We start from the raw sequence: 17,602 nt of genomic DNA, 5'->3' as shown, positions 1-17,602 counted from the left end.
CCCCCCCCCCCCCCCCCCGCCCCCCCCCCCCCCCCCCCCCCCCCCCCCCCCCTCCCCCCCCCCCCCCCCCCCCCCCCCCCACCACCCCCCCCCCCCCCCGCCCCCCCCCACTACCCGATCCCATTCTTGTTCAGGCCGTTGCGACGCGCCCGCCACCCAGCAGCCGCGCCGGAAGCATCAACAGCGCACGCAGGAAGGCAAACAGCGCCGAGAACGTGATGCCGACCAGGCGGAACGGCAGGCTGACCAGCCACACCAACGGCCACGCCACCAGGGCCAGGAGCGCCAGCGGCCAGCACAGCACGAACAGCAGGCACCACACGCCCAGCGCGAACAGGGTCTTCATCGTTGGTCTCCGTTGACGGCACCCTGCCGCCCGGAGACCACCATCGCGCCCTGCCCGGGCGCACTGCAACGGGTTTGCGACGAAGCCCGGCATTTGCCGATGAAACGGTCGTGCCGGCGGCTGGCCGGCTCTGCACGATGACGGTTCCACGGGAGCCGGCCAGCGGCCGGCACTACCGTAACGCCTTCGGCGTTACTCGAACGAACCCACCGAGTCGTGCGACAGGTTGTCGAAGCGGGTGTACTCACCGAAGAACTTGAGCTTGCACGAGCCGGTCGGGCCGCCTCGATGCTTGCCGATGATGATCTCGGCCAAGCCCTTGTCCGGCGACGTTTCCTTGTTGTAGTAGTCGTCGCGGTAGATGAAGACGATCATGTCCGCATCCTGCTCGATAGCGCCGGATTCGCGAAGATCGGCCATCACCGGGCGCTTGTCGGTACGCGTTTCCAGCGAGCGATTGAGCTGGGACAGTGCGATCACCGGCACGTTGAGCTCCTTGGCCAGGCCCTTCAACGAACGCGAGATTTCCGAGATTTCGGTCGCGCGGTTTTCGCTGTTGCCCGGCACGCTCATCAGCTGCAGGTAGTCGATGACGATCAGGCCCAGGTCGTGCTCGCGCTTGAGGCGGCGGCACTTGGAACGCAGGATCTCCGGCGACACACCGGGCGTATCGTCGATGAAGATCTTGGTTTCCTTCAGCATCCGGATCGCACCGGTCACCCGGCTCCAATCCTCATCTTCCAGCTGACCGGTACGCAGGCGCTGGGCGTTGATGCGGCCGTTGGAGGAAATCAGACGCATCGCCAGCTGCGAGGCCGACATTTCCATCGAGAACACCGCCACGCCCTTCTTGGACTTGATCGCGGCGTACTCGGCGATGTTCAGCGCCAGCGTGGTCTTGCCCATGGCCGGGCGCGCGGCGAGGATGATCAGATCGGTCGGCTGCAGGCCGGCGGTCATCGCATCGAAATCGGTATAACCGGTCGGCAGGCCGGTGATGTTGCCGCCATTCTCGAAGCGGTTGCGCAGCTCTTCGAAGGCGTCTTTCAACGCACCGGGCATCGCCACGAAATCAGTACGGCCACGCGCGCCCTGTTCGGCGATCGCGAACACGGATTTTTCCGCTGCCGAGAGCAGCTCGCTGCTTTCGCGGCCTTCGGGCTGGAAGCCGTCGTTGACGATGTCGGTGCCGACCTGGATCAGCTGGCGCAGCACGGCCTTGTCACGCACGATCTCCGCGTAGGCACTGATGTTGGCGGCCGACGGCGTGGTGCTGGCCAGCTCGATCAGGTACGCGCCATCCCCCACCAGCTCCATCTTGCCCTGCGATTCAAACCACTCGCCCAGGGTCACCGCATCGAACGGGCGATCGCGTTCGGACAGCTCGCGGATCGCGCGGTAGATCATCTGGTGATCGCGGCGGTAGAAGTCGGTTTCGGTCAGCTGGTCGTTGACCCGGTCATAGCTTTCCGGGGCCAGCATCAGCCCGCCCAGCACCGCCTGTTCGGCCTCGATCGAATGCGGCGGCACGCGCAGGGCGTCGATGCGCATCTCATCGCGATCAAAGCGGTCACCGCGGTCTTTGCGGTCGGAACGGAAGCCAGAACGGGCGGACATGGGGGGCGTATTTCCTGCAGTGTGAGGCGTAAGACATGGTAGGCACGCGGGGCGCCCCGCAGCCATGCACAAACCTGTGGATAAGCAGTGGATGAGCTGGGGATACCGGCGCCTGCCGGTACGATCAGCCGGGGCCGTCGCATCGCGTGCGACGGACGCCCTTGCGGCGCCCGTCCACGCCATTATCGCAGATGCATGACCCGCCCGCGGTGGATCAGTGCGTGCCGCCGTGGGTGCCGACCCAGGCGATGAATTTGTCCACGAAGCCCTGCAGGAAGTCCGTGGTGCCCTCATTGCTGATCGTGCCGTGCGCGTCGATCAGCCCTTCCTTGAAGTGCAGGAAGGCCTCGGGCTGGCCCAGCACCGGCATGTCCAGGTAGGCCAGGATGTTGCGCAGGTGCTGCTGGGCCAGCGCCGTGCCGATCACCCCGATCGAGGCGCCGATCACCGCCGCGGGCTTGCCGGCGAAGGCGCTGTCGCCATACGGGCGCGAGCCCAGGTCGATGGCGTTCTTGAGCACGCCCGGGACCGAGCGGTTGTATTCGGGGGTGACGAACAGCACCGCATCGGCCTCCCGGATCTGCTGCTTCAGGCGGACGCCCTGGCTGGGGTAATCCTTGTCGAAATCCTGGTTGTACAACGGCAGGTCACCGATCTCCACGTAGGAGAACACCGCCTTGCCGGCGGCGAGTTTCTCCAGCGCGTGAGCCAACGCCTGGTTGTGCGAGCCCTTGCGCAGGCTGCCGACCAGTACGGCAATCTTGTATTCGGCCATCACGTTCGCTCCGTTGGGGGAAAGGCCCAGCCTAGGCGGGCCCACCTTCGGCAACGGTGAAGGCGGCGTCAGCCACGCATGGCGTGGCGCTACGGCCGACACCACATACGGTAGAGCCACCCCATGGGTGGCTGCCTTACGTCCGCACCCGCACGCGCGGCACTACGCGCGCGTCACGTCGGCGCGTGCGTTGCGCCAATGCGCCTGCCAGGCCTGGAACATCAGCACGTTCCACAGATGCGTGTGCCATTTGCGCTCGCCCTGCTTGAACTGCTGCCACAGCGGGGCGACCGCCTCGACGTTGAACACCCCCTCCTCGGCCAGCCGCGCCGGATCCAGCAGTTCATCGGCCCAGCCACGCAGGTCGCCCTTGAGCCACGCGCTGACCGGGGCCCCGAAGCCGCGTTTGGGGCGGTGCACCATATTCTGCGGCACATAGCGGCCCAGCACGCGCTTGAGCAGGTACTTGCTGACGCCATCGCGCTGTTTCATCGCCATCGGCAGCGACCAGGCGAACTCGGCCACCCGCCAGTCCAGCAGCGGTGCACGCGCCTCCAGGCTGACTGCCATGCTGGTGCGGTCCACCTTGCACAGCAGATCATCCGGCAGATAGGTGCTGAAATCGGCCAGCATCATCGCGTCCGCCGGCGAGCCGGCGCCATGCAGCGGATCGGCCAGGTCGTAGAAGCTGCCGGCCGCCTGCGCGCCACGCACGGCGGCCACTGGATCACGCCAACGCGAAATGCGGTTGCGGTAGACATCCCCAATCCCACGCGCGCCGGACTCGGCCAGCAGCGCCGCCAGCCCGCCGGTGCGCGAGGCCTCGCCCTGCGTGTGCGCATGGCGGGCCATCCAGCGCCGCAGCGGCGCAGGCACCTTGCCCAGCAGGCGCCAGTTGCGCATCGCACGCTGGTAACGGGTGTAGCCGAAGAACAGTTCATCGCCACCGTCGCCGGACAGCGCCACGGTCACGCCCTGTCGCGCCAGCTTGGCGACCAGCGCGGTGGGTACCTGCGAGGCATCGGCGAAGGGCTCATCGAACATTGCCGGCAGACTGGGCACGACGGCCAACGCATCGGCACCGCTGACATACAGCTCGGTGTGATCGCAGCCCAGGTGCTGGGCCAGCGACTTGGCCAGCGGCGCCTCGTCATGGTCCGAGCCGGTGAAGCCGATGCTGAAACTGTGCACCGGCTGGCTCGACTGCGCCTGCATCAAGGCGGCCACCACCGAAGAATCGGTGCCGCCGGAAAGGAAGACGCCGACCGGCACATCGGCCACCATGCGCAGCGCCACCGCGTCGCGCAGCACGGCATCCAGACGTTCTTCGGCCTCGGCATCGTTACCGGTGAACGGCGCGGCCAGGGCCTGCTGCATGCGCTCGCGCGCGTTCCAGAACGGCTGCTGCAACTGGTCCGGGCGATGCGCGGCAGCGCCGGCGGCCACCGCCTCGGCATCCAGCCGCAGCACGCGACCCGGCATCAGCTTGAAACAACGTTCGTGGATGCAGTGCGGCGCCGGGATGTAGTCCAGCCGCAGCAACAGGGTCAGCGCATCGCGGTCGACCTCGTTGTCGAAGCCCGGGTGCTGCCACAGGGCCTTGAGCTCGGAGCCGAACACCAGTGTTTCACCGGCCCAGCCGTAGTACAGCGGTTTCTTGCCGACCCGGTCGCGGGCCAGCCACAGGCAGCGCTCCGCGCGGTCCCACAGCGCGATGGCGAACATGCCGTTGCTGCGCTGCAGGGTCTCGTCGAAGCCCCATTCGGTGATCGCGGCGAGCAGTACTTCGGTATCCGAGTGGCCGCGGAACCCATGCCCCAGGACCTCCAGCTCGGCGCGCAGCTCGGCGAAGTTGTAGACCTCGCCGTTGTAGGCCAGCACGTAGCGGCCATCGGCCGAGGTCATCGGCTGATGCCCCAGCGGCGACAGGTCCAGGATGCTCAGCCGGCGATGCGCCAGCGCGATGCCGGCCGAGGCATCGGCCCACACCCCGCTGTCATCCGGGCCGCGGTGCACCAATGCGTCGCCCATGCGCCGCGCCTGTTCTTCCAGTGCTGCCTGCTCCCTTGCCGGAGCGGGCAGCAACATGCCTGCCAATCCACACATGTATCAATGGTCCTGCGCCAGCGCGAGGGCGGCGTTCAATACCGCATTGTCGCTTGGAAGCACGCACAATGCTGCCCCCGCCAGCGGCGTGTAGGTATCGGCCCCGCATACCCGCCGGATCGGCAGGTGCCCCAACCCGGCCTCGACCAGCGCTGTGATCACGCCCTCCCCCACCCCCGCGCTGTGCCGCCCCTCATCGACCACCAGCACCCGCTGGGCATCGGCAGCCTGGCCAGCGATGAAACCGGCATTGAGCGGCACCAGCCAGCGCAGATCGACCACCCGCACCTGCCAGCCCAGCTGCTGCTCGATCGCCCGTGCCGCCCGCAGGCTCATCGGCACGCCATTGCCGTAGGTGAAGATGACCAGGTCACTGGCCTCCGGCGCGTAGACCCGGCCCTCGCCGGGTACCAGTGCCTGGTCGGCGGCCGGATACGGGAACAGCCATTGGCCATCGCCCGGCGCGTGCAGGTCCTTGGTCATGTACAGCGCGATCGGCTCGAGAAACACCGCGACCCGGCCGTCGACGGTCGCCAGCGCGGCCAAGGTACGCAGCATCATCGCCGCATCGTCGCCGCGCGAGGGACAGCCGACCACCAGGCCGGGGATGTCGCGCAGCGCGGCGATCGAGTTGTCGTTGTGGAAATGCCCGCCGAAGCCCTTCTGGTAGCCCAGCCCGGCAATGCGCACCAGCATCGGATTGCGGTACTGATCGTTGGAGAAGAACTGCAGTGAGCACGCCTCGCCACGCAGCTGGTCAGCCGCGTTGTGCAGATACGCCAGGTACTGGATCTCGGGGATCGGCAGCATGCCCAGGTTGGCCAGGCCCTGTGCCATGCCCAGGATCATGGTTTCATCGAGCAGGGTATTGAACACACGGCGCGGCCCGAAGGCCTTGAGCAGACCCTTGCTGACTGTGTACACCCCGCCTTTCTGCGCGACGTCCTCGCCGAACAGCAGCGTGGCCGGGTACTTGGCCATCAGATCGTGCAGCGCCTGGTTGATCTGGATCGCCAGATGGCGCGGCGGCTGTGTCTCGGGCAGCTGCGCCTCACCTCCAAACGCGGCGGCACGCGCGTCATCGGCAGCCACCCGCGTGGCTTCGGCATGGACCGCCGCCGGCGAGTACGGCGCCAATGGTGCGATCACTTCCGCGAGATCGGTCAGTTTCGGGCGGCGATCCGCCTCGGCGGCCGCGGCGAAACAGCGCGCGCGCACGCGCTCGTACAGATCGAGCACCTGCGCGGCGGTCATCCACCCAGACTGCAGGGCGATCGCCGCCGAGCGCAGCAGCGGATCGCTGGCCTCGGCCGCGCACAGCTCCGGCAACGGCCGCCATTCGATCTCGAAATCGGTGCCGGCATGGCCCATCAAACGCGTGGTGCGCAGGTGCAGGAAGGTCGGGCGGCGGGTCTGCCGGCAATGCGCCAGCGCGCGCTCGACCTGCGCATGCCCCTCGACCAGATCCAGCCCATCAGCGAAGAAGTAATCCAGGCCCGGGCGGTGCGCGAAACTCTGCGCGATCCAGCCGTCCGGGGTCTTGACCGAGATGCCGATGCCGTTGTCTTCGCAGACGAACAGGATCGGCGCTGGCAGCCGCTGGTAGGCCGCCCACGCCGCCGTGTTGAACGCGGTCTGCGCGGTGGCGTGGTTGGCCGAGGCATCGCCGAAGGAGCAGATCACCACGCTGTCCTCGGGAATCGGCAGCGTGTGACCGATGCGTCGCCCGCTTTCGATGGCCAGCGCGGTGCCCAGGGCCTTGGGCAGGTGCGAGGCGATCGTCGAGGTCTGCGGCAATACCCACAGCGGCTTGCTGCCCCACACTTTGTGGCGCCCGCCGCTGGCCGGATCGTCCCGACTGGCTGCGAACGAGAGCGCCGCGTCCATCACCGGGTCCATGCCGGGCAGCTTGCGGAAGCGCTCGGCCATGAAACCGCCGGAACGGTAGTGCAGGAACGCCGGATCGGTGTGCCGGGACAGGCGCGCCACCAGCGCATTGCCCTCGTGGCCAGACGAACCGATCGTATAGAAGACCTTGTTCTGCACGCGCAGCACGCGCGCCATCAGGTCCAGATGGCGGCTGATCAGCTGCGACTCGAAGAGGTCGGCAAAGCCCTGCGCGTCCAGCGAACTGCCAGGCAGGATGGGGCTGCCGGGGGCTGACCTCGGCGCAGGATCGCCACGCCACTGCTGCACGAAATCGATGAAGTTGGCGTCGCATATCTCGGCCCGGTTGAGGCCCTTCATGCGCGCGGGAATCGGATCGGGAACCACGGCAAACATGCATCACCCTCCGTGACGTGTTGCGTAGGCGGATAACCGGACGAACTCAGCGGGACTGCGCGAACAGGGCCTGCACCTCCGGCAGCGGTGTGGGCATGGGGACAAAGCGCGGCTGCTCGCGCACGCGCTGCAGCCAGGCCTGGACGGCCGGATACGGTGCCAGCGCGACGCCGCCATCCGCCGCGACATCGGTGTACGCGAACAGTGCGATGTCGGCGATGCCGTAGGCGCGGCCACTGAACCACGGCGCCGTGCCCAGATGCTCCTCCATCACCGCCAGCGCCTGGGCCGAGCGCTCACGCAGGCGCGGCAGCTCGGCACGGCGCGGTGACTCCAGCGGCGTCCAGCCGCTGATGAAGCGCGCGACCGCCAGGCATGGTTCGTGGCTGTACTGTTCGAAGAACATCCAGCGCAGCGTCTGTGCGCGCTCCCAGCCATCCGTGGGCAGATACGGTGTGCCCTCGGCCAGCCAGAACAGGATCGCGTTGGATTCGGGCAGCACACGCCCGTCATCGCGCTGCACCAGCGGCACCTTGGCATTGGGGTTCATCGCCAGGAAATCCGGCGTATGGGTCTGGCCGTGCGCACTGTCGACCTCGACCCAGTGGTAGCGCGTGCCCAGCTGCTCCAGCAGCATCCGCACCTTGTGGCAGTTGCCCGATACGGACATGCCGTACACCGTCAATGGAGCCCGCAACGACGTCATCGCTACCCTCTTGCGCATGCACCGCGGGCGGCTCGCCCGCGATGCCGAGTCTGGCCTCACCCGATCGCCTTTGCCAAGCGCGGGTGCAGCATCACCGTTGGCCGGCGCGGCGCTGCTGCCACTGCTGCCGCGACTGGCCCCAGATCTCTATCGGCTTGCCAGCGTGCGGCGGCGGCAGCTCGCCCATGCGCAACAGCGAACTGCCCAGCTTGCGCGCGACGACCTTGGAGTTTTCGTTGGCGGCATCGATGGTGTGGATGACCTCGTCCCAGCCCAGCGTGTCGAACGCCCAGTCCATGCTGGCCACCGCCGCTTCGGGCGCATAGCCCTTGCCCCAGCTCTCGCGGCGGATGCTCCAGCCGACCTCGGTGCCCGGCCAGTCCAGCGGCTGCCAGGGGCCCATGCGCCCGACCCACTCACCGCTGCTCTTTTCGATCACCGAAAACATCGAAAACCCGTACAGATGCCAGCTGCCGACCAGGCAGCTGAAACTGCGCCAGGCCTGCGACGGGGCCTGCACACCACCGAGGTGCTGCATCACCTCCGGGTCCGAGCAGAAGCGCAGGAAGGCATCGAAATCCTCGGCGCGCGGTGGGCGCAGGATCAGACGGTCGGTCTCCAGCTGGAGGTCGAAAATGCTCATGGCGTCCTCGTGTGTTGCATGCGTGCCGGCATGATCGCAGATGCCGTGATCGGCAGGCCGTGCGGCGCACCCCAAAACGCAGCACGCCGGCAGTGGCCGGCGTGCTGGTGGTGCTTTCGAGCTGCAGGAACTTACTGCCTGTTCGCATCCAGTGCGGCGGTCTGGGTCACCAGCTGGCCATCGATCACCGGCAGGCGATCGCTGCTCGGCTTGTTGTCCATCTTCACGGTCTTCTCGGCGCCGTCGTAACGGTAGGTCACGTTGTAACCGGTGACCGCATTGGTGGTGCCCATCGGGATGCGGTTGCCCGGCTTGCTGGCCATGCGCATGGTGCCGGTGGTGCCGTCTTCATTGCGGTAGGTGATGTTGTAGCCGGTCACGCGGGTCGACTCGGAGGTGGCGGTTTCGGTGTGGCACTGGCGCTCGGTGCGGTTGACCACGCGGCCACCCACATGGCGCTTGTCCACCTGGTTGCCGATCATGCCGCCAGCGACAGCACCAGCGGCCGTGGCGGCCTTGCGGCCATTGCCACCACCGACCTGGTTACCCAGCAGGCCGCCGATCACGGCACCAGCGACGGTACCGCCAACGTTGCCGTCGCGTTCGGGCAGGCGTTCCTGCACCACCACGTCCTGGCAGACTTCATGCGGGGTCTGGGTGCTGGACGTCTCCCGCACCGGCTCGGTGCCGATCACGGTGGCGTACGCCTTTTCCTTCTTGGTCAACGGATCGACCTTGACGATGTCGGCGTATTCCAGCTTGCCCGCCTTGTCTTCAATGGCCAGCTGGTCGGTGCGCGCGCCATCGTCGGCGAGCGGCGTGGTGTCCAGAGTGGGCCGGGTCTGAGCAGCGGTCACCGCATCGGGCGAGGAACTGCCGCCCTTCATGAAGGCAGCGGTGGCGATACCGCCAACCAGCAGCGCACCCGCAGCGACCAACGCAGTAGTAGTTGTACTTTTCATAACCGGCTCCTTGCGGACGATCCGCAACGTTCTTGAGTGAATTCCAGCACGGCCACCCTGAACGGAATCTCCACGGATCGTGAACATCCTGCCGCCCATTCAGGTTCGGTGAGCCTTGAGCTCGTGATAGCGTTTACAGCATCTGCCCAGGAGTGCCTCATGTCCAATCCCATACTGTTGCCGGTGCTGGAATGGGCGCGTCGGCTGCGCTACCCCACCCTGTTCAAGATCACCGCCGCGCTGTTCGCGGTGACGCTGGTGATTCCCGACCCGCTGCCGTTCGTGGATGAAATCCTGTTCGGCCTGGGCACGCTGCTGCTGGCCAACTGGAAGCGACGCGGCGACAAGCTTCCGCCGCCGCTGCCGGCCAAGCGCCGCGCGTGAGGTTGATCGACAGCCACTGCCATCTGGATGCGGGTGAGTTCGATGCGGATCGCCCTGAGGTGATCGCGCGCGCGCGCGCGGCCGGCGTCATGGCCCAGGTCGTTCCCGCCGTCACTGCCGCCAGTTGGCCCGGCCTGCGCGATGCCTGCCGGCTGGCCGATGGTCTGCACCCGGCCTACGGGCTGCACCCGATGTTTCTGGACCAGCACCGCCCCGAACACCTGGAGGCGCTGCGTGCGTGGCTCGAACGCGAGCGCCCCTGCGCGGTTGGGGAATGCGGGCTGGACTTCTTCGTGGAGGGTCTGGACGTGGACGCTCAGCTGCACTACTTCCTGGGCCAGCTGCGGCTGGCACGCGAGTTCGACCTGCCGGTGATCGTACATGCGCGCCGCGCGGTAGATGCGGTGATCGCGGCGATCAAGCAGATCGGCGGGCTGCGCGGCGTAGTGCACAGCTTCTCCGGCAGCCCCGAGCAGGCACGGCAACTGCACCAGCTGGGCTTCCTGATCGGACTGGGCGGCCCGTTGACCTATGACCGCGCCCAGCGCCTGCACCGTCTGGTCGCCAGCATGCCGCTGGAGCAGCTGCTCCTGGAAACCGACGCGCCGGATCAGCCGGATGCGGGGATCCGCGGAGAGCGTAATGAACCGGCACGCTTGCCGGTGATCCTGGCGACGGTGGCGCGGCTGCGCGGGGAGCGGGCCGAAGTGATTGCCGCGCAGACCACGGCCAATGCGCGCACCCTATTCGGGCTTCACGGCTTCTCCTGAAGCGCGCAACGGGTGGAGTGGCCCCGGCCGCATGCCAGACCAGCACAGGACGCTCGCCAGCAATAACGCTCCCGCCGACATGCCGATCGAGATGTGCATGCCATGCATGAACGCATCCGGCGCGCCATCGCCGATCAGGCTGCCAAACAGGGCGACACCCAGCATGCCGCCGACCTGTCGCGCACAGTTGAGTACGCTGGAGGCGATGCCTGCCCGCGACCGGTCGACCGATGCAAGCGTCGCGTTGGTCATGGTCGGCACCACCAAGGCGACCCCGCTTGCCGCCATCAGCATCGGTACGATCAACAGCGCGTAATGGCCCCCGATGCTCACCCGCATCAACAACAGGTAACCCGATCCTGCCAGCGCAAGACCCATGAACATCAGCAACCTGGGACCGAGCCGCGTAATCAGGCGCCCCGCCACCACATTGAGTGCGACCAGAACGAGGGTCATCGGCAGAAAGGCCAGCCCGGTCTGTTGCGGGGACAGATGCTGCTGCATCTGAAAAAACAGACTGAACACGAAAATCAGACCGTAATAGGCGAAATTCACCGCGACGCCTGCCAGCGAGACGATGGAGAACGTGTGATTTCGAAACAGATTCAATGGCAGCATGGGTGAGGTGCTGTGAGCTTCAATCCAGAGGAAGGCGGTGAGGGACACGAGCGCCAACAGGGCCCCTCCGCGCACCACGCCATGCGCCCAACCCAGCTGACCTGCCTCGATCAGGGTCATGGTCGTCGCTGCCAGCGCAACCATGGCAGCCACCTGCCCACTCCAATCGAGGCCACGCCGATGCCCGCCGCCGGACGGCGCCGCATGCCGAAGCGTCAGGCAGATCCCGATCAAACCAACCGGAAGATTGATCAGAAACACGCTGCGCCAGCCTGCATGCGCTACCAGCACTCCGCCCAGCACGGGACCGGCAGCCAGCGCCGCTCCCCCGAGAGCGCCCCACCACCCGACGGCACGACTACGCGCCTGGCTGTCCGGAAATGCCCGCTGCACCATGACCAGCGAGTTGGGTACCAGCAGCGCCGCGCCCATGCCCTGGATCAGTCTGGCTCCCACCATCACAGGCAGACTGCCCGCAAGCCCGCAGGCAGCCGACGCCAGAGTGAACACCGCCAGGCCCGAGAGATAGAGCCGGCGCGCGCCGAAGCGGTCGCCCAGCGCCCCGCTTGTCAGCAGCAGTGCGGCGAATGCCAAGGTGTAGGCGTTGACCACCCACTGCAGGCCGGCCACATCAGTTGAAAATTCACGCTGCAGGGCATCCAGTGCAACGTTGACCACACTGATGTCCAGCAGCACCACGACGAAGCCGAACGCGGCGGCCCAGAGCGTACCGCGCGCGGAAGCAGAAAAAGCTGCCATTTGGGGTCCCACAAGCATAAGAGACCGTCCATGCTAGGCTTGGTTGGCACCCTCGAAAATTCCCCGAAATCACACTCCAGACCTGCGAAAACGCACCGATGTTCGACTGGGAGAATCTCCGTCATTTCTTGGCGGTTGCGCGCGACGGCACCTTGTCAGGCGCGGCTCGGGCGCTGCATGTCGACCATGCAACCGTCAGCCGTCGTGTTGCGGCCCTGGAGGTCGAACTGCAGGTTGCGCTGGTCGAGCGCTTGCCACGCTCCATCCGCCTTACCGCGATGGGCGTCCAGATTTACCAGCACGCCAAGGCCATGGACACCTCAGCATTTGCTGTCGCCCGCGCGAGCCGGGCCAGCCAGGAGGCTATCAATGCCAGGGTGACCCTTAGTGCACCGCCAGTGCTGGTGGCGCACCTGCTGGCGGAACGGGTTGCCGACTTCCGGGCAGAGCAGCCCGGCATTCAACTTTCCGTGTCGGCCCAAGCCCAGCAGGTATCACTCGCCCGCCGCGAGGCGGATGTGGCTCTGCGGCTCGTCCGTCCCAAGGAAGCCAGCAACGTTGTGCGCAGAATCGGACGAATGTCGTTCGCGCTCTATGCCAGCCACGATTACGTCGCCACCCGTCGGCCCGAAGAGTGGGCCTTCATTGCCTATGACACGCAGTTTGCTGACATGCCCCAGCAGAAGTGGCTGCTGCAGATCGCAGGAAGCCGTGCCGTGTCGTGCGAACTGAGCGACATCAGCAGTCATCGGGCAGCTGCTCTGGCCGGAGCGGGCGTGGCCGGGTTGCCGCGCTTTCTGGGTGATGCCGCGCCAGGACTGATTCAGCTGGCGCATGACGGAGCGCCGTTCTCACGTGACATCTGGCTGGTGGTGCACCGTGACCTCCGGCGGTCACCCTCGGTACGCACGGTCATGGACTTTGTGGCGACCGTCGTCGCGGACCGGCCCGGCCTTGCGTTGAACGCGTGAGCCGGTCCACTGCCGTGCCGATAGCGGCTCAGTCGGCCGTGACCACCGTGGCCGGCTTCTTCATCAACATCTCCAGCGCCTTCCCGACCGCCGCGAACGCGAACGCGCCGGTGATATGCGTGGCCGCGCCCAGCCCGGCGCCGCAGTCCAGCTTCAGCGCCGCGTCGGCGCCGAGGTTCGGGCGGATGCCGCACACGCTACCATCGGCCTGCGGGTACTTCACGTTTTCCAGCGAGTACACCGCCGGCACGCCGAAGTAACGCGAGGCGTTCTTGGGGAAGTTGAAATCGCTGCGCAGCTTCTTGCGGATCAGCGCCATCATTGCGTCGTGTTCGGTGCGCGAGACATCGCGGATCCGCACCAGGGTGGGATCAGTACGGCCACCGGCCGCCCCCACGGTGAGAATCGGCAGCTTGCGGCGGCGGCACCAGGCGATGGTCTCGACCTTGACCCGGAAGCTGTCGCAGGCATCGATCACCAGATCGAAATCGCGGTCCAGCAGCTCGACCATGTTGGACACGGTCAGGAACGAGGCAACCGCATCGACGCTGATGTCCGGGTTGATCGCGCGGCAGCGCTCGGCCATCGCCTCGGCCTTGTTGCGGCCGTACTGGCCGGCCAGCGCCGGCAGCTGGCGGTTGGTGTTGGACACGCAGATGTCATCGGCATCGATCAGGGTCAGGTGCCCGACCGCCGTGCGCGCCAGCGCCTCGACCACCCACGAGCCGACGCCGCCCATGCCCACCACCGCCACCCGGCGGCTGGCGAGCAGATCCACGGTGCCTACTCCATACAACCGGTCGATGCCGGCAAATCGTTCGCGCAGTACGTCGTTCATGCGCCTATTTTAATGCGCCCAGGCCCGGCCGGGACGCGCCGTGGACAGGACGCGTCGTACCATCGCCGCAGCCACCCTCACCGAAGCCCTCACCATGAACGACCCCGTGACCCCGCAGCGCCGCCCGTCCGCCGCGTACCGCTACCTGTTCGTCGGCCTGCTTGGCCTGGTGATCGGCCTGATCGCCACGGTGATGGTCTCGCGCGCCATCCAGGCCCGCCAGGATCCCTTCCCCGATTCGCTGATGCACGTGATGAACCGCCAGGTGCAGCTGCTGCAGGCCGCGCAGGCGCAGAACCGCTGCAGCCTGGCCGACACCGTGCCGCGGCTGCAGACGCTGCGCTCGCTCTCCAATGATCTGGACCTGGCCTTTCCCGGCCTGAAGGACAGCCAAGGCTTCCAGCAGCACGCCAGCGCCCTGCGCGCCACCCTCAATGAGGCCTTGGCCGCACCGCCGACCGACTGCCCGGGCATGGCCACGCTGGTGGAGAAGATCCAGGCGGACTGCAAGGCCTGCCACCAGGATTTCCGCTGATTCATCTTCCAGCCACGCTGGCGGCCCGGGATTGGCACGCTGTTCACGCAGCACAGGACACGATCTGCTCCATGCGCACCAGACGCATTCGACCACCCCTCTGGCCAGGAGATACACCATGAAGATTCAACTGATTGCCGCCGCTGCCGTTGCCACCGTCGCCCTGGCTGGCTGTGCCACCACCTCGCCGGGTTACGGCAGCAGTGGCTACAACAACGGGTACGGCAATTCCGGCGGCAACTACAACACCAACCGGTGTGCCGACTGCGGCATCGTGACCCGCATCAACCAGGTCGCTTCGGGCCGCAGCGCGCCGAGCGCGACCGGCGCGGTGCTGGGTGGCATCGTCGGCGCGGTCGCCGGCCATGAGATCTCCGACCACACCGGCGGCAGCCGCGGCAACAAGAACATCGCCGCCGCCGCAGGCGCGGTGGGTGGTGCGCTGGCCGGCAACCAGATCCAGAAGAACGTGACCAGCGATACCTTCGACATCACCGTGCGCATGGATGACGGCCGTACCGTGGTCGTCAACCAGCGCGATCTGGGTGGCATCCGCGAGAACACCTACGTCCGCGTGGTCAACGGCAAGGTGATCCTGCGCTGATCGGCGCAACGCACACGTAGACAAAAAAGGGCCCGCGCAAGCGGGCCCTTTTCGTGTTTCAACCAGGCAGGACCCGGTCTGCGCTCAGAGCGGCTTGACCTTGTCGGCCTGCAGGCCCTTCTGGCCAGTGACCACTTCGAACTCGACCGCTTGACCTTCCTTCAGGCTCTTGAAGCCCTGGGATTCGATCGCACGGAAGTGCACGAACACATCTTCGCCGCTCTCACGGCTGATGAACCCGAAACCCTTCGCGTCGTTGAACCACTTGACGGTGCCCTTCTCAGCCATCTCAGCTACTCCCTAACTGTCTTGTTGTTGGATACACCCGTACAGGCGGCTGACAGCAAGGGGAAGCGGGGTGCAACGATGCAGCGGATCTGGAAGATCTACCATCATCAGGCCACGATCCACGGTGACCTTGCCAAGCTCAGCGTCTGCAACTTAACCCGAGCAAAACGAAAAAGCAACTGGCCAAAACCTTCGGATGTCAACCCCATTTCAGGAACCATACTGGACAGCATGGACCATTCATTCATCTTGTACCTGCTAGCCGTCGTTCTGGTGCTCGTCGGCATTGCCGGCGTGATTCTTCCCGCCCTGCCCGGCATCCCGCTGGTGTTCGCCGGGCTGGTGCTGGCGGCATGGGCCGACGATTTCGTCCATGTGGGCTGGCTGCCGCTGACGGTCCTGGGCCTGTTGACCCTGCTGTCTTTCGCCGTGGACATCCTGGCCACGGTGGTCGGCGCACAGCGGGTAGGTGCCAGCCGCAAGGCCCTGTGGGGAACCTTCTTGGGCAGCATCGTCGGGGTGTTCTTCATGCCGATCGGCCTGTTCGTGGGCCCGCTCGCCGGCGCACTGCTGGGCGAGTACTGGCACACCCGCGAGCTGGGCCGCTCCACCAAGGTGGGCCTGGCGACCTGGCTTGGCATCCTGCTGGGGTTCGCGCTCAAGCTGGCGCTGGTGATCGCGATGCTGGGCCTGTTCGCGTTCGCCTGGTTCTTCTGAGGTCACCGCCAGACCGGGGCTTCACGCCCTGACCACACCATTGACCGGCATAAACCGGATCAGATCGACCGTGTCGTGCGCTGGCGGGATTATTCCTCAGCGGCCACACTGTGCCGGTTGACCCATTCATTCTTGTCACGCGGCCCTGCTCCCATGACCATGCCCCATTCCCGTTCCGTCCTGTTCACTGCCCTGGCCTTGGCCGGCACCGCCCTGCCCGCCGCAGCACAGGAGGCGGCACCGAAGCCGGCGTCACCAGAGGCCTGCGCACTGGTGGACACCGACGCAGCGCGCCTGGCCTGCTACGACACGCTGTTCGGGCGCACGCCCGACGTGACGCTGGCCGCCGATGCCGCCGCCACCGCCGCCAAGCAGGAGCGCCGGGAAGAACGTCATGCCGCCCGCAGTGCCGACGCCGACGCGCCCGCGACGCAGCGGGTCAAGCAGCGCCTCGGAGAAGTGTTCAAGAACGACGGCCATGAAGATGCGCTGGCCAATGCCGGCAAGGGCTCGCTGCTCGACAGCCGTTGGGAGCTCGCGCAGGACTCCAAGCTTGGCGCGTTCCAGCTGCGCGCCTACAAGCCGGTCTACCTGCTGCCCGCGTTCTGGACCAGCGACAAGAACCAGATGCCGCAGTCGCCCAATCCGGTCAACACGGTCACCACCTCGCAGCAGCTGGACAGCGCGGAACTGAAGTTCCAGCTCAGCTTCAAGACCAAGATCGTGGAGAACCTGTTCGGCGACAACGGCGACATCTGGGCCGGCTACACGCAGAGCTCGCGCTGGCAGGCCTACAACGCCGACAACTCGCGCCCGTTCCGTGAGACCAATTACGAGCCGGAAGTGATGATGATGTTCCGCAACGGCTACTCGATCGGCGGCTGGCGCGGGCGCATGAGCGGGATCGGCGTCAACCACATGTCCAACGGCCGCGCCGATCCCCTGTCGCGCAGCTGGAACCGGGTGATCGCCACCGTCGGCCTGGACCGGGAAAACTGGGCGCTGGTGCTGCGCCCGTGGTATCGCATCCCGGAAGACCGCAAGGACGACAACAACCCGGACATCTCCGATTACATGGGCCGCGGCGACGCGACCCTGACCTGGAACAAGAACGGCCACGAGGTCTCGCTGATGGCGCGGCACTCGCTGCGCGGCGGTGATCGCTCGCACGGCGCGCTGCAGCTTGATTACGGCTTCCCGATCAGCAACCTGCTGCGCGGCCATGTGCAGATTTTCGATGGTTACGGCGAGAGCATGATCGATTACAACCACAAGGCCACCTATGTCGGCCTGGGTGTGTCGCTGCTGGAGTGGTATTGATGGCGGTGACGATCTGGCACAACCCGCGCTGCAGCAACTCGCGCGGGGCGCTGGAGATCCTGCGTGAGCACGGCATCGAGCCGGTGGTGATCGAGTACCTCAAGACCCCGCCGGACCGTGCCACGCTGGCAGGGCTGATCACGCGCATGGGCATCGCCCCGCGTGCGTTGCTGCGCAACAAGGAGCCGGCCTATGGTTCGCTCGGGCTGGACGACGATGCGTTGTCCGATGCCGCGTTGATCGAGGCGATGGTCGCCCACCCGGAGCTGATCAACCGTCCGATCGTGGAGACCCCGCGCGGTGCACGCCTGTGCCGGCCGCCAGAGACGGTGCTGGAGATCCTACCGGCGTAAAACCGCG

General features: G+C 66.6%; 19 protein-coding genes. 8 read left to right on the top strand and 11 right to left on the bottom strand.

Going from position 1 to position 17,602, the window contains the following annotated elements; genetic code table 11:
- Positions 1–130 precede the first annotated feature (130 nt).
- The 8 genes from ABE483_RS11700 to ABE483_RS11665 all read right to left on the bottom strand — a co-directional run bounded on the left by ABE483_RS11700 (position 131) and on the right by ABE483_RS11665 (position 9,438).
- Positions 131–346 carry a hypothetical protein gene (locus ABE483_RS11700; protein ID WP_102787997.1) on the bottom strand — a complete coding sequence of 72 codons (216 nt, stop codon included), beginning with the start codon at positions 344–346 and terminating at the stop codon, positions 131–133.
- Positions 347–538: 192 nt separating this feature from the next.
- Positions 539–1,963, bottom strand: coding sequence for a replicative DNA helicase (locus tag ABE483_RS11695; RefSeq protein WP_121037974.1), 1,425 nt, complete (start codon positions 1,961–1,963; stop codon positions 539–541).
- A gap of 214 nt (positions 1,964–2,177) precedes the next feature.
- Positions 2,178–2,738 carry an NADPH-dependent FMN reductase gene (locus ABE483_RS11690; RefSeq protein WP_346481738.1) on the bottom strand — a complete coding sequence of 187 codons (561 nt, stop codon included), beginning with the start codon at positions 2,736–2,738 and terminating at the stop codon, positions 2,178–2,180.
- Between the two features lie 162 nt (positions 2,739–2,900).
- Positions 2,901–4,844, bottom strand: coding sequence for an asparagine synthase (glutamine-hydrolyzing) (asnB, locus tag ABE483_RS11685; RefSeq protein ID WP_346481737.1), 1,944 nt, complete (start codon positions 4,842–4,844; stop codon positions 2,901–2,903).
- Positions 4,845–4,847: 3 nt separating this feature from the next.
- Positions 4,848–7,127: a thiamine pyrophosphate-dependent enzyme gene (locus ABE483_RS11680; protein ID WP_346466677.1), complete on the bottom strand. Its 2,280-nt coding sequence runs from the start codon at positions 7,125–7,127 to the stop codon at positions 4,848–4,850.
- A gap of 46 nt (positions 7,128–7,173) precedes the next feature.
- Complete coding sequence (locus tag ABE483_RS11675) at positions 7,174–7,833, bottom strand: glutathione S-transferase family protein (protein ID WP_313210284.1); 660 nt, start codon at positions 7,831–7,833, stop codon at positions 7,174–7,176.
- Between the two features lie 91 nt (positions 7,834–7,924).
- Positions 7,925–8,476 carry a GNAT family N-acetyltransferase gene (locus ABE483_RS11670; protein ID WP_313210286.1) on the bottom strand — a complete coding sequence of 184 codons (552 nt, stop codon included), beginning with the start codon at positions 8,474–8,476 and terminating at the stop codon, positions 7,925–7,927.
- 131 nt (positions 8,477–8,607) lie between these two features.
- Complete coding sequence (locus ABE483_RS11665) at positions 8,608–9,438, bottom strand: glycine zipper 2TM domain-containing protein (protein WP_346466676.1); 831 nt, start codon at positions 9,436–9,438, stop codon at positions 8,608–8,610.
- Between the two features lie 159 nt (positions 9,439–9,597).
- Between ABE483_RS11665 and ABE483_RS11660 the strand changes: the two genes are divergently transcribed.
- Positions 9,598–9,822 (top strand): DUF6116 family protein, encoded by a 225-nt coding sequence (locus ABE483_RS11660; protein ID WP_152152652.1) that lies wholly within the window; start codon positions 9,598–9,600, stop codon positions 9,820–9,822.
- Positions 9,819–10,592, top strand: a complete 774-nt coding sequence (locus ABE483_RS11655) for a TatD family hydrolase (RefSeq protein ID WP_313218828.1) — start codon at positions 9,819–9,821, stop codon at positions 10,590–10,592. Before ABE483_RS11660 ends, ABE483_RS11655 begins: the two co-directional genes overlap by 4 nt.
- Here ABE483_RS11655 and ABE483_RS11650 read toward each other — a convergent pair.
- Complete coding sequence (locus ABE483_RS11650) at positions 10,566–11,969, bottom strand: MFS transporter (protein ID WP_346466675.1); 1,404 nt, start codon at positions 11,967–11,969, stop codon at positions 10,566–10,568. The genes ABE483_RS11655 and ABE483_RS11650 overlap by 27 nt on opposite strands.
- 98 nt (positions 11,970–12,067) lie before the next feature.
- Between ABE483_RS11650 and ABE483_RS11645 the strand changes: the two genes are divergently transcribed.
- Positions 12,068–12,940, top strand: coding sequence for a LysR family transcriptional regulator (locus tag ABE483_RS11645; protein WP_346481736.1), 873 nt, complete (start codon positions 12,068–12,070; stop codon positions 12,938–12,940).
- Between the two features lie 28 nt (positions 12,941–12,968).
- Here ABE483_RS11645 and ABE483_RS11640 read toward each other — a convergent pair whose 3' ends face one another.
- Entirely contained in the window at positions 12,969–13,778 is an 810-nt protein-coding gene (locus ABE483_RS11640; protein WP_313210297.1) for a tRNA threonylcarbamoyladenosine dehydratase, read from the bottom strand.
- Positions 13,779–13,872: 94 nt separating this feature from the next.
- On the opposite strand from ABE483_RS11640, the gene ABE483_RS11635 reads away from it, so the two are divergent.
- A complete protein-coding gene (locus ABE483_RS11635) occupies positions 13,873–14,313 on the top strand; it encodes a hypothetical protein (protein WP_346481735.1) in 441 nt (146 codons plus the stop codon).
- A 118-nt stretch (positions 14,314–14,431) separates the two neighbouring features.
- On the top strand, positions 14,432–14,917 hold the full coding sequence (locus tag ABE483_RS11630; RefSeq protein WP_019185918.1) for a glycine zipper 2TM domain-containing protein: 486 nt from the start codon (positions 14,432–14,434) through the stop codon (positions 14,915–14,917).
- Between the two features lie 84 nt (positions 14,918–15,001).
- Here the strand turns inward: ABE483_RS11630 and ABE483_RS11625 are convergent, their stop codons facing one another.
- Positions 15,002–15,205 carry a cold-shock protein gene (locus ABE483_RS11625; RefSeq protein ID WP_019185917.1) on the bottom strand — a complete coding sequence of 68 codons (204 nt, stop codon included), beginning with the start codon at positions 15,203–15,205 and terminating at the stop codon, positions 15,002–15,004.
- Positions 15,206–15,436: 231 nt separating this feature from the next.
- Between ABE483_RS11625 and ABE483_RS11620 the strand changes: the two genes are divergently transcribed.
- From ABE483_RS11620 to arsC, 3 genes are all read left to right on the top strand, one after another.
- On the top strand, positions 15,437–15,922 hold the full coding sequence (locus ABE483_RS11620) for a DUF456 domain-containing protein (RefSeq protein ID WP_259261564.1): 486 nt from the start codon (positions 15,437–15,439) through the stop codon (positions 15,920–15,922).
- A gap of 153 nt (positions 15,923–16,075) precedes the next feature.
- A complete protein-coding gene (locus ABE483_RS11615) occupies positions 16,076–17,242 on the top strand; it encodes a phospholipase A (RefSeq protein ID WP_346464624.1) in 1,167 nt (388 codons plus the stop codon).
- Positions 17,242–17,595 carry an arsenate reductase (glutaredoxin) gene (gene arsC, locus ABE483_RS11610; protein WP_313218836.1) on the top strand — a complete coding sequence of 118 codons (354 nt, stop codon included), beginning with the start codon at positions 17,242–17,244 and terminating at the stop codon, positions 17,593–17,595. The genes ABE483_RS11615 and arsC overlap by 1 nt, the downstream gene beginning before the upstream one ends.
- Positions 17,596–17,602 lie beyond the last annotated feature (7 nt).

Source organism: Stenotrophomonas sp. TWI602 (assembly GCF_039674045.1).
Taxonomy (GTDB): domain Bacteria; phylum Pseudomonadota; class Gammaproteobacteria; order Xanthomonadales; family Xanthomonadaceae; genus Stenotrophomonas.
This window is presented reverse-complemented; position numbering and strand designations above follow the sequence as displayed.

What these genes read in the sequence shown, in the direction of transcription:
- ABE483_RS11700 (WP_102787997.1), bottom strand. Translation starts at nt 346, where the DNA reads ATGAAGACCCTGTTCGCGCTGGGCGTGTGGTGCCTGCTGTTCGTGCTG.
- ABE483_RS11695 (WP_121037974.1), bottom strand. Translation starts at nt 1,963, where the DNA reads ATGTCCGCCCGTTCTGGCTTCCGTTCCGACCGCAAAGACCGCGGTGAC.
- ABE483_RS11690 (WP_346481738.1), bottom strand. Translation starts at nt 2,738, where the DNA reads ATGGCCGAATACAAGATTGCCGTACTGGTCGGCAGCCTGCGCAAGGGC.
- asnB (WP_346481737.1), bottom strand. Translation starts at nt 4,844, where the DNA reads ATGTGTGGATTGGCAGGCATGTTGCTGCCCGCTCCGGCAAGGGAGCAG.
- ABE483_RS11680 (WP_346466677.1), bottom strand. Translation starts at nt 7,127, where the DNA reads ATGTTTGCCGTGGTTCCCGATCCGATTCCCGCGCGCATGAAGGGCCTC.
- ABE483_RS11675 (WP_313210284.1), bottom strand. Translation starts at nt 7,833, where the DNA reads ATGACGTCGTTGCGGGCTCCATTGACGGTGTACGGCATGTCCGTATCG.
- ABE483_RS11670 (WP_313210286.1), bottom strand. Translation starts at nt 8,476, where the DNA reads ATGAGCATTTTCGACCTCCAGCTGGAGACCGACCGTCTGATCCTGCGC.
- ABE483_RS11665 (WP_346466676.1), bottom strand. Translation starts at nt 9,438, where the DNA reads ATGAAAAGTACAACTACTACTGCGTTGGTCGCTGCGGGTGCGCTGCTG.
- ABE483_RS11660 (WP_152152652.1), top strand. Translation starts at nt 9,598, where the DNA reads ATGTCCAATCCCATACTGTTGCCGGTGCTGGAATGGGCGCGTCGGCTG.
- ABE483_RS11650 (WP_346466675.1), bottom strand. Translation starts at nt 11,969, where the DNA reads ATGGCAGCTTTTTCTGCTTCCGCGCGCGGTACGCTCTGGGCCGCCGCG.
- ABE483_RS11645 (WP_346481736.1), top strand. Translation starts at nt 12,068, where the DNA reads ATGTTCGACTGGGAGAATCTCCGTCATTTCTTGGCGGTTGCGCGCGAC.
- ABE483_RS11640 (WP_313210297.1), bottom strand. Translation starts at nt 13,778, where the DNA reads ATGAACGACGTACTGCGCGAACGATTTGCCGGCATCGACCGGTTGTAT.
- ABE483_RS11635 (WP_346481735.1), top strand. Translation starts at nt 13,873, where the DNA reads ATGAACGACCCCGTGACCCCGCAGCGCCGCCCGTCCGCCGCGTACCGC.
- ABE483_RS11630 (WP_019185918.1), top strand. Translation starts at nt 14,432, where the DNA reads ATGAAGATTCAACTGATTGCCGCCGCTGCCGTTGCCACCGTCGCCCTG.
- ABE483_RS11625 (WP_019185917.1), bottom strand. Translation starts at nt 15,205, where the DNA reads ATGGCTGAGAAGGGCACCGTCAAGTGGTTCAACGACGCGAAGGGTTTC.
- ABE483_RS11620 (WP_259261564.1), top strand. Translation starts at nt 15,437, where the DNA reads ATGGACCATTCATTCATCTTGTACCTGCTAGCCGTCGTTCTGGTGCTC.
- ABE483_RS11615 (WP_346464624.1), top strand. Translation starts at nt 16,076, where the DNA reads ATGACCATGCCCCATTCCCGTTCCGTCCTGTTCACTGCCCTGGCCTTG.
- arsC (WP_313218836.1), top strand. Translation starts at nt 17,242, where the DNA reads ATGGCGGTGACGATCTGGCACAACCCGCGCTGCAGCAACTCGCGCGGG.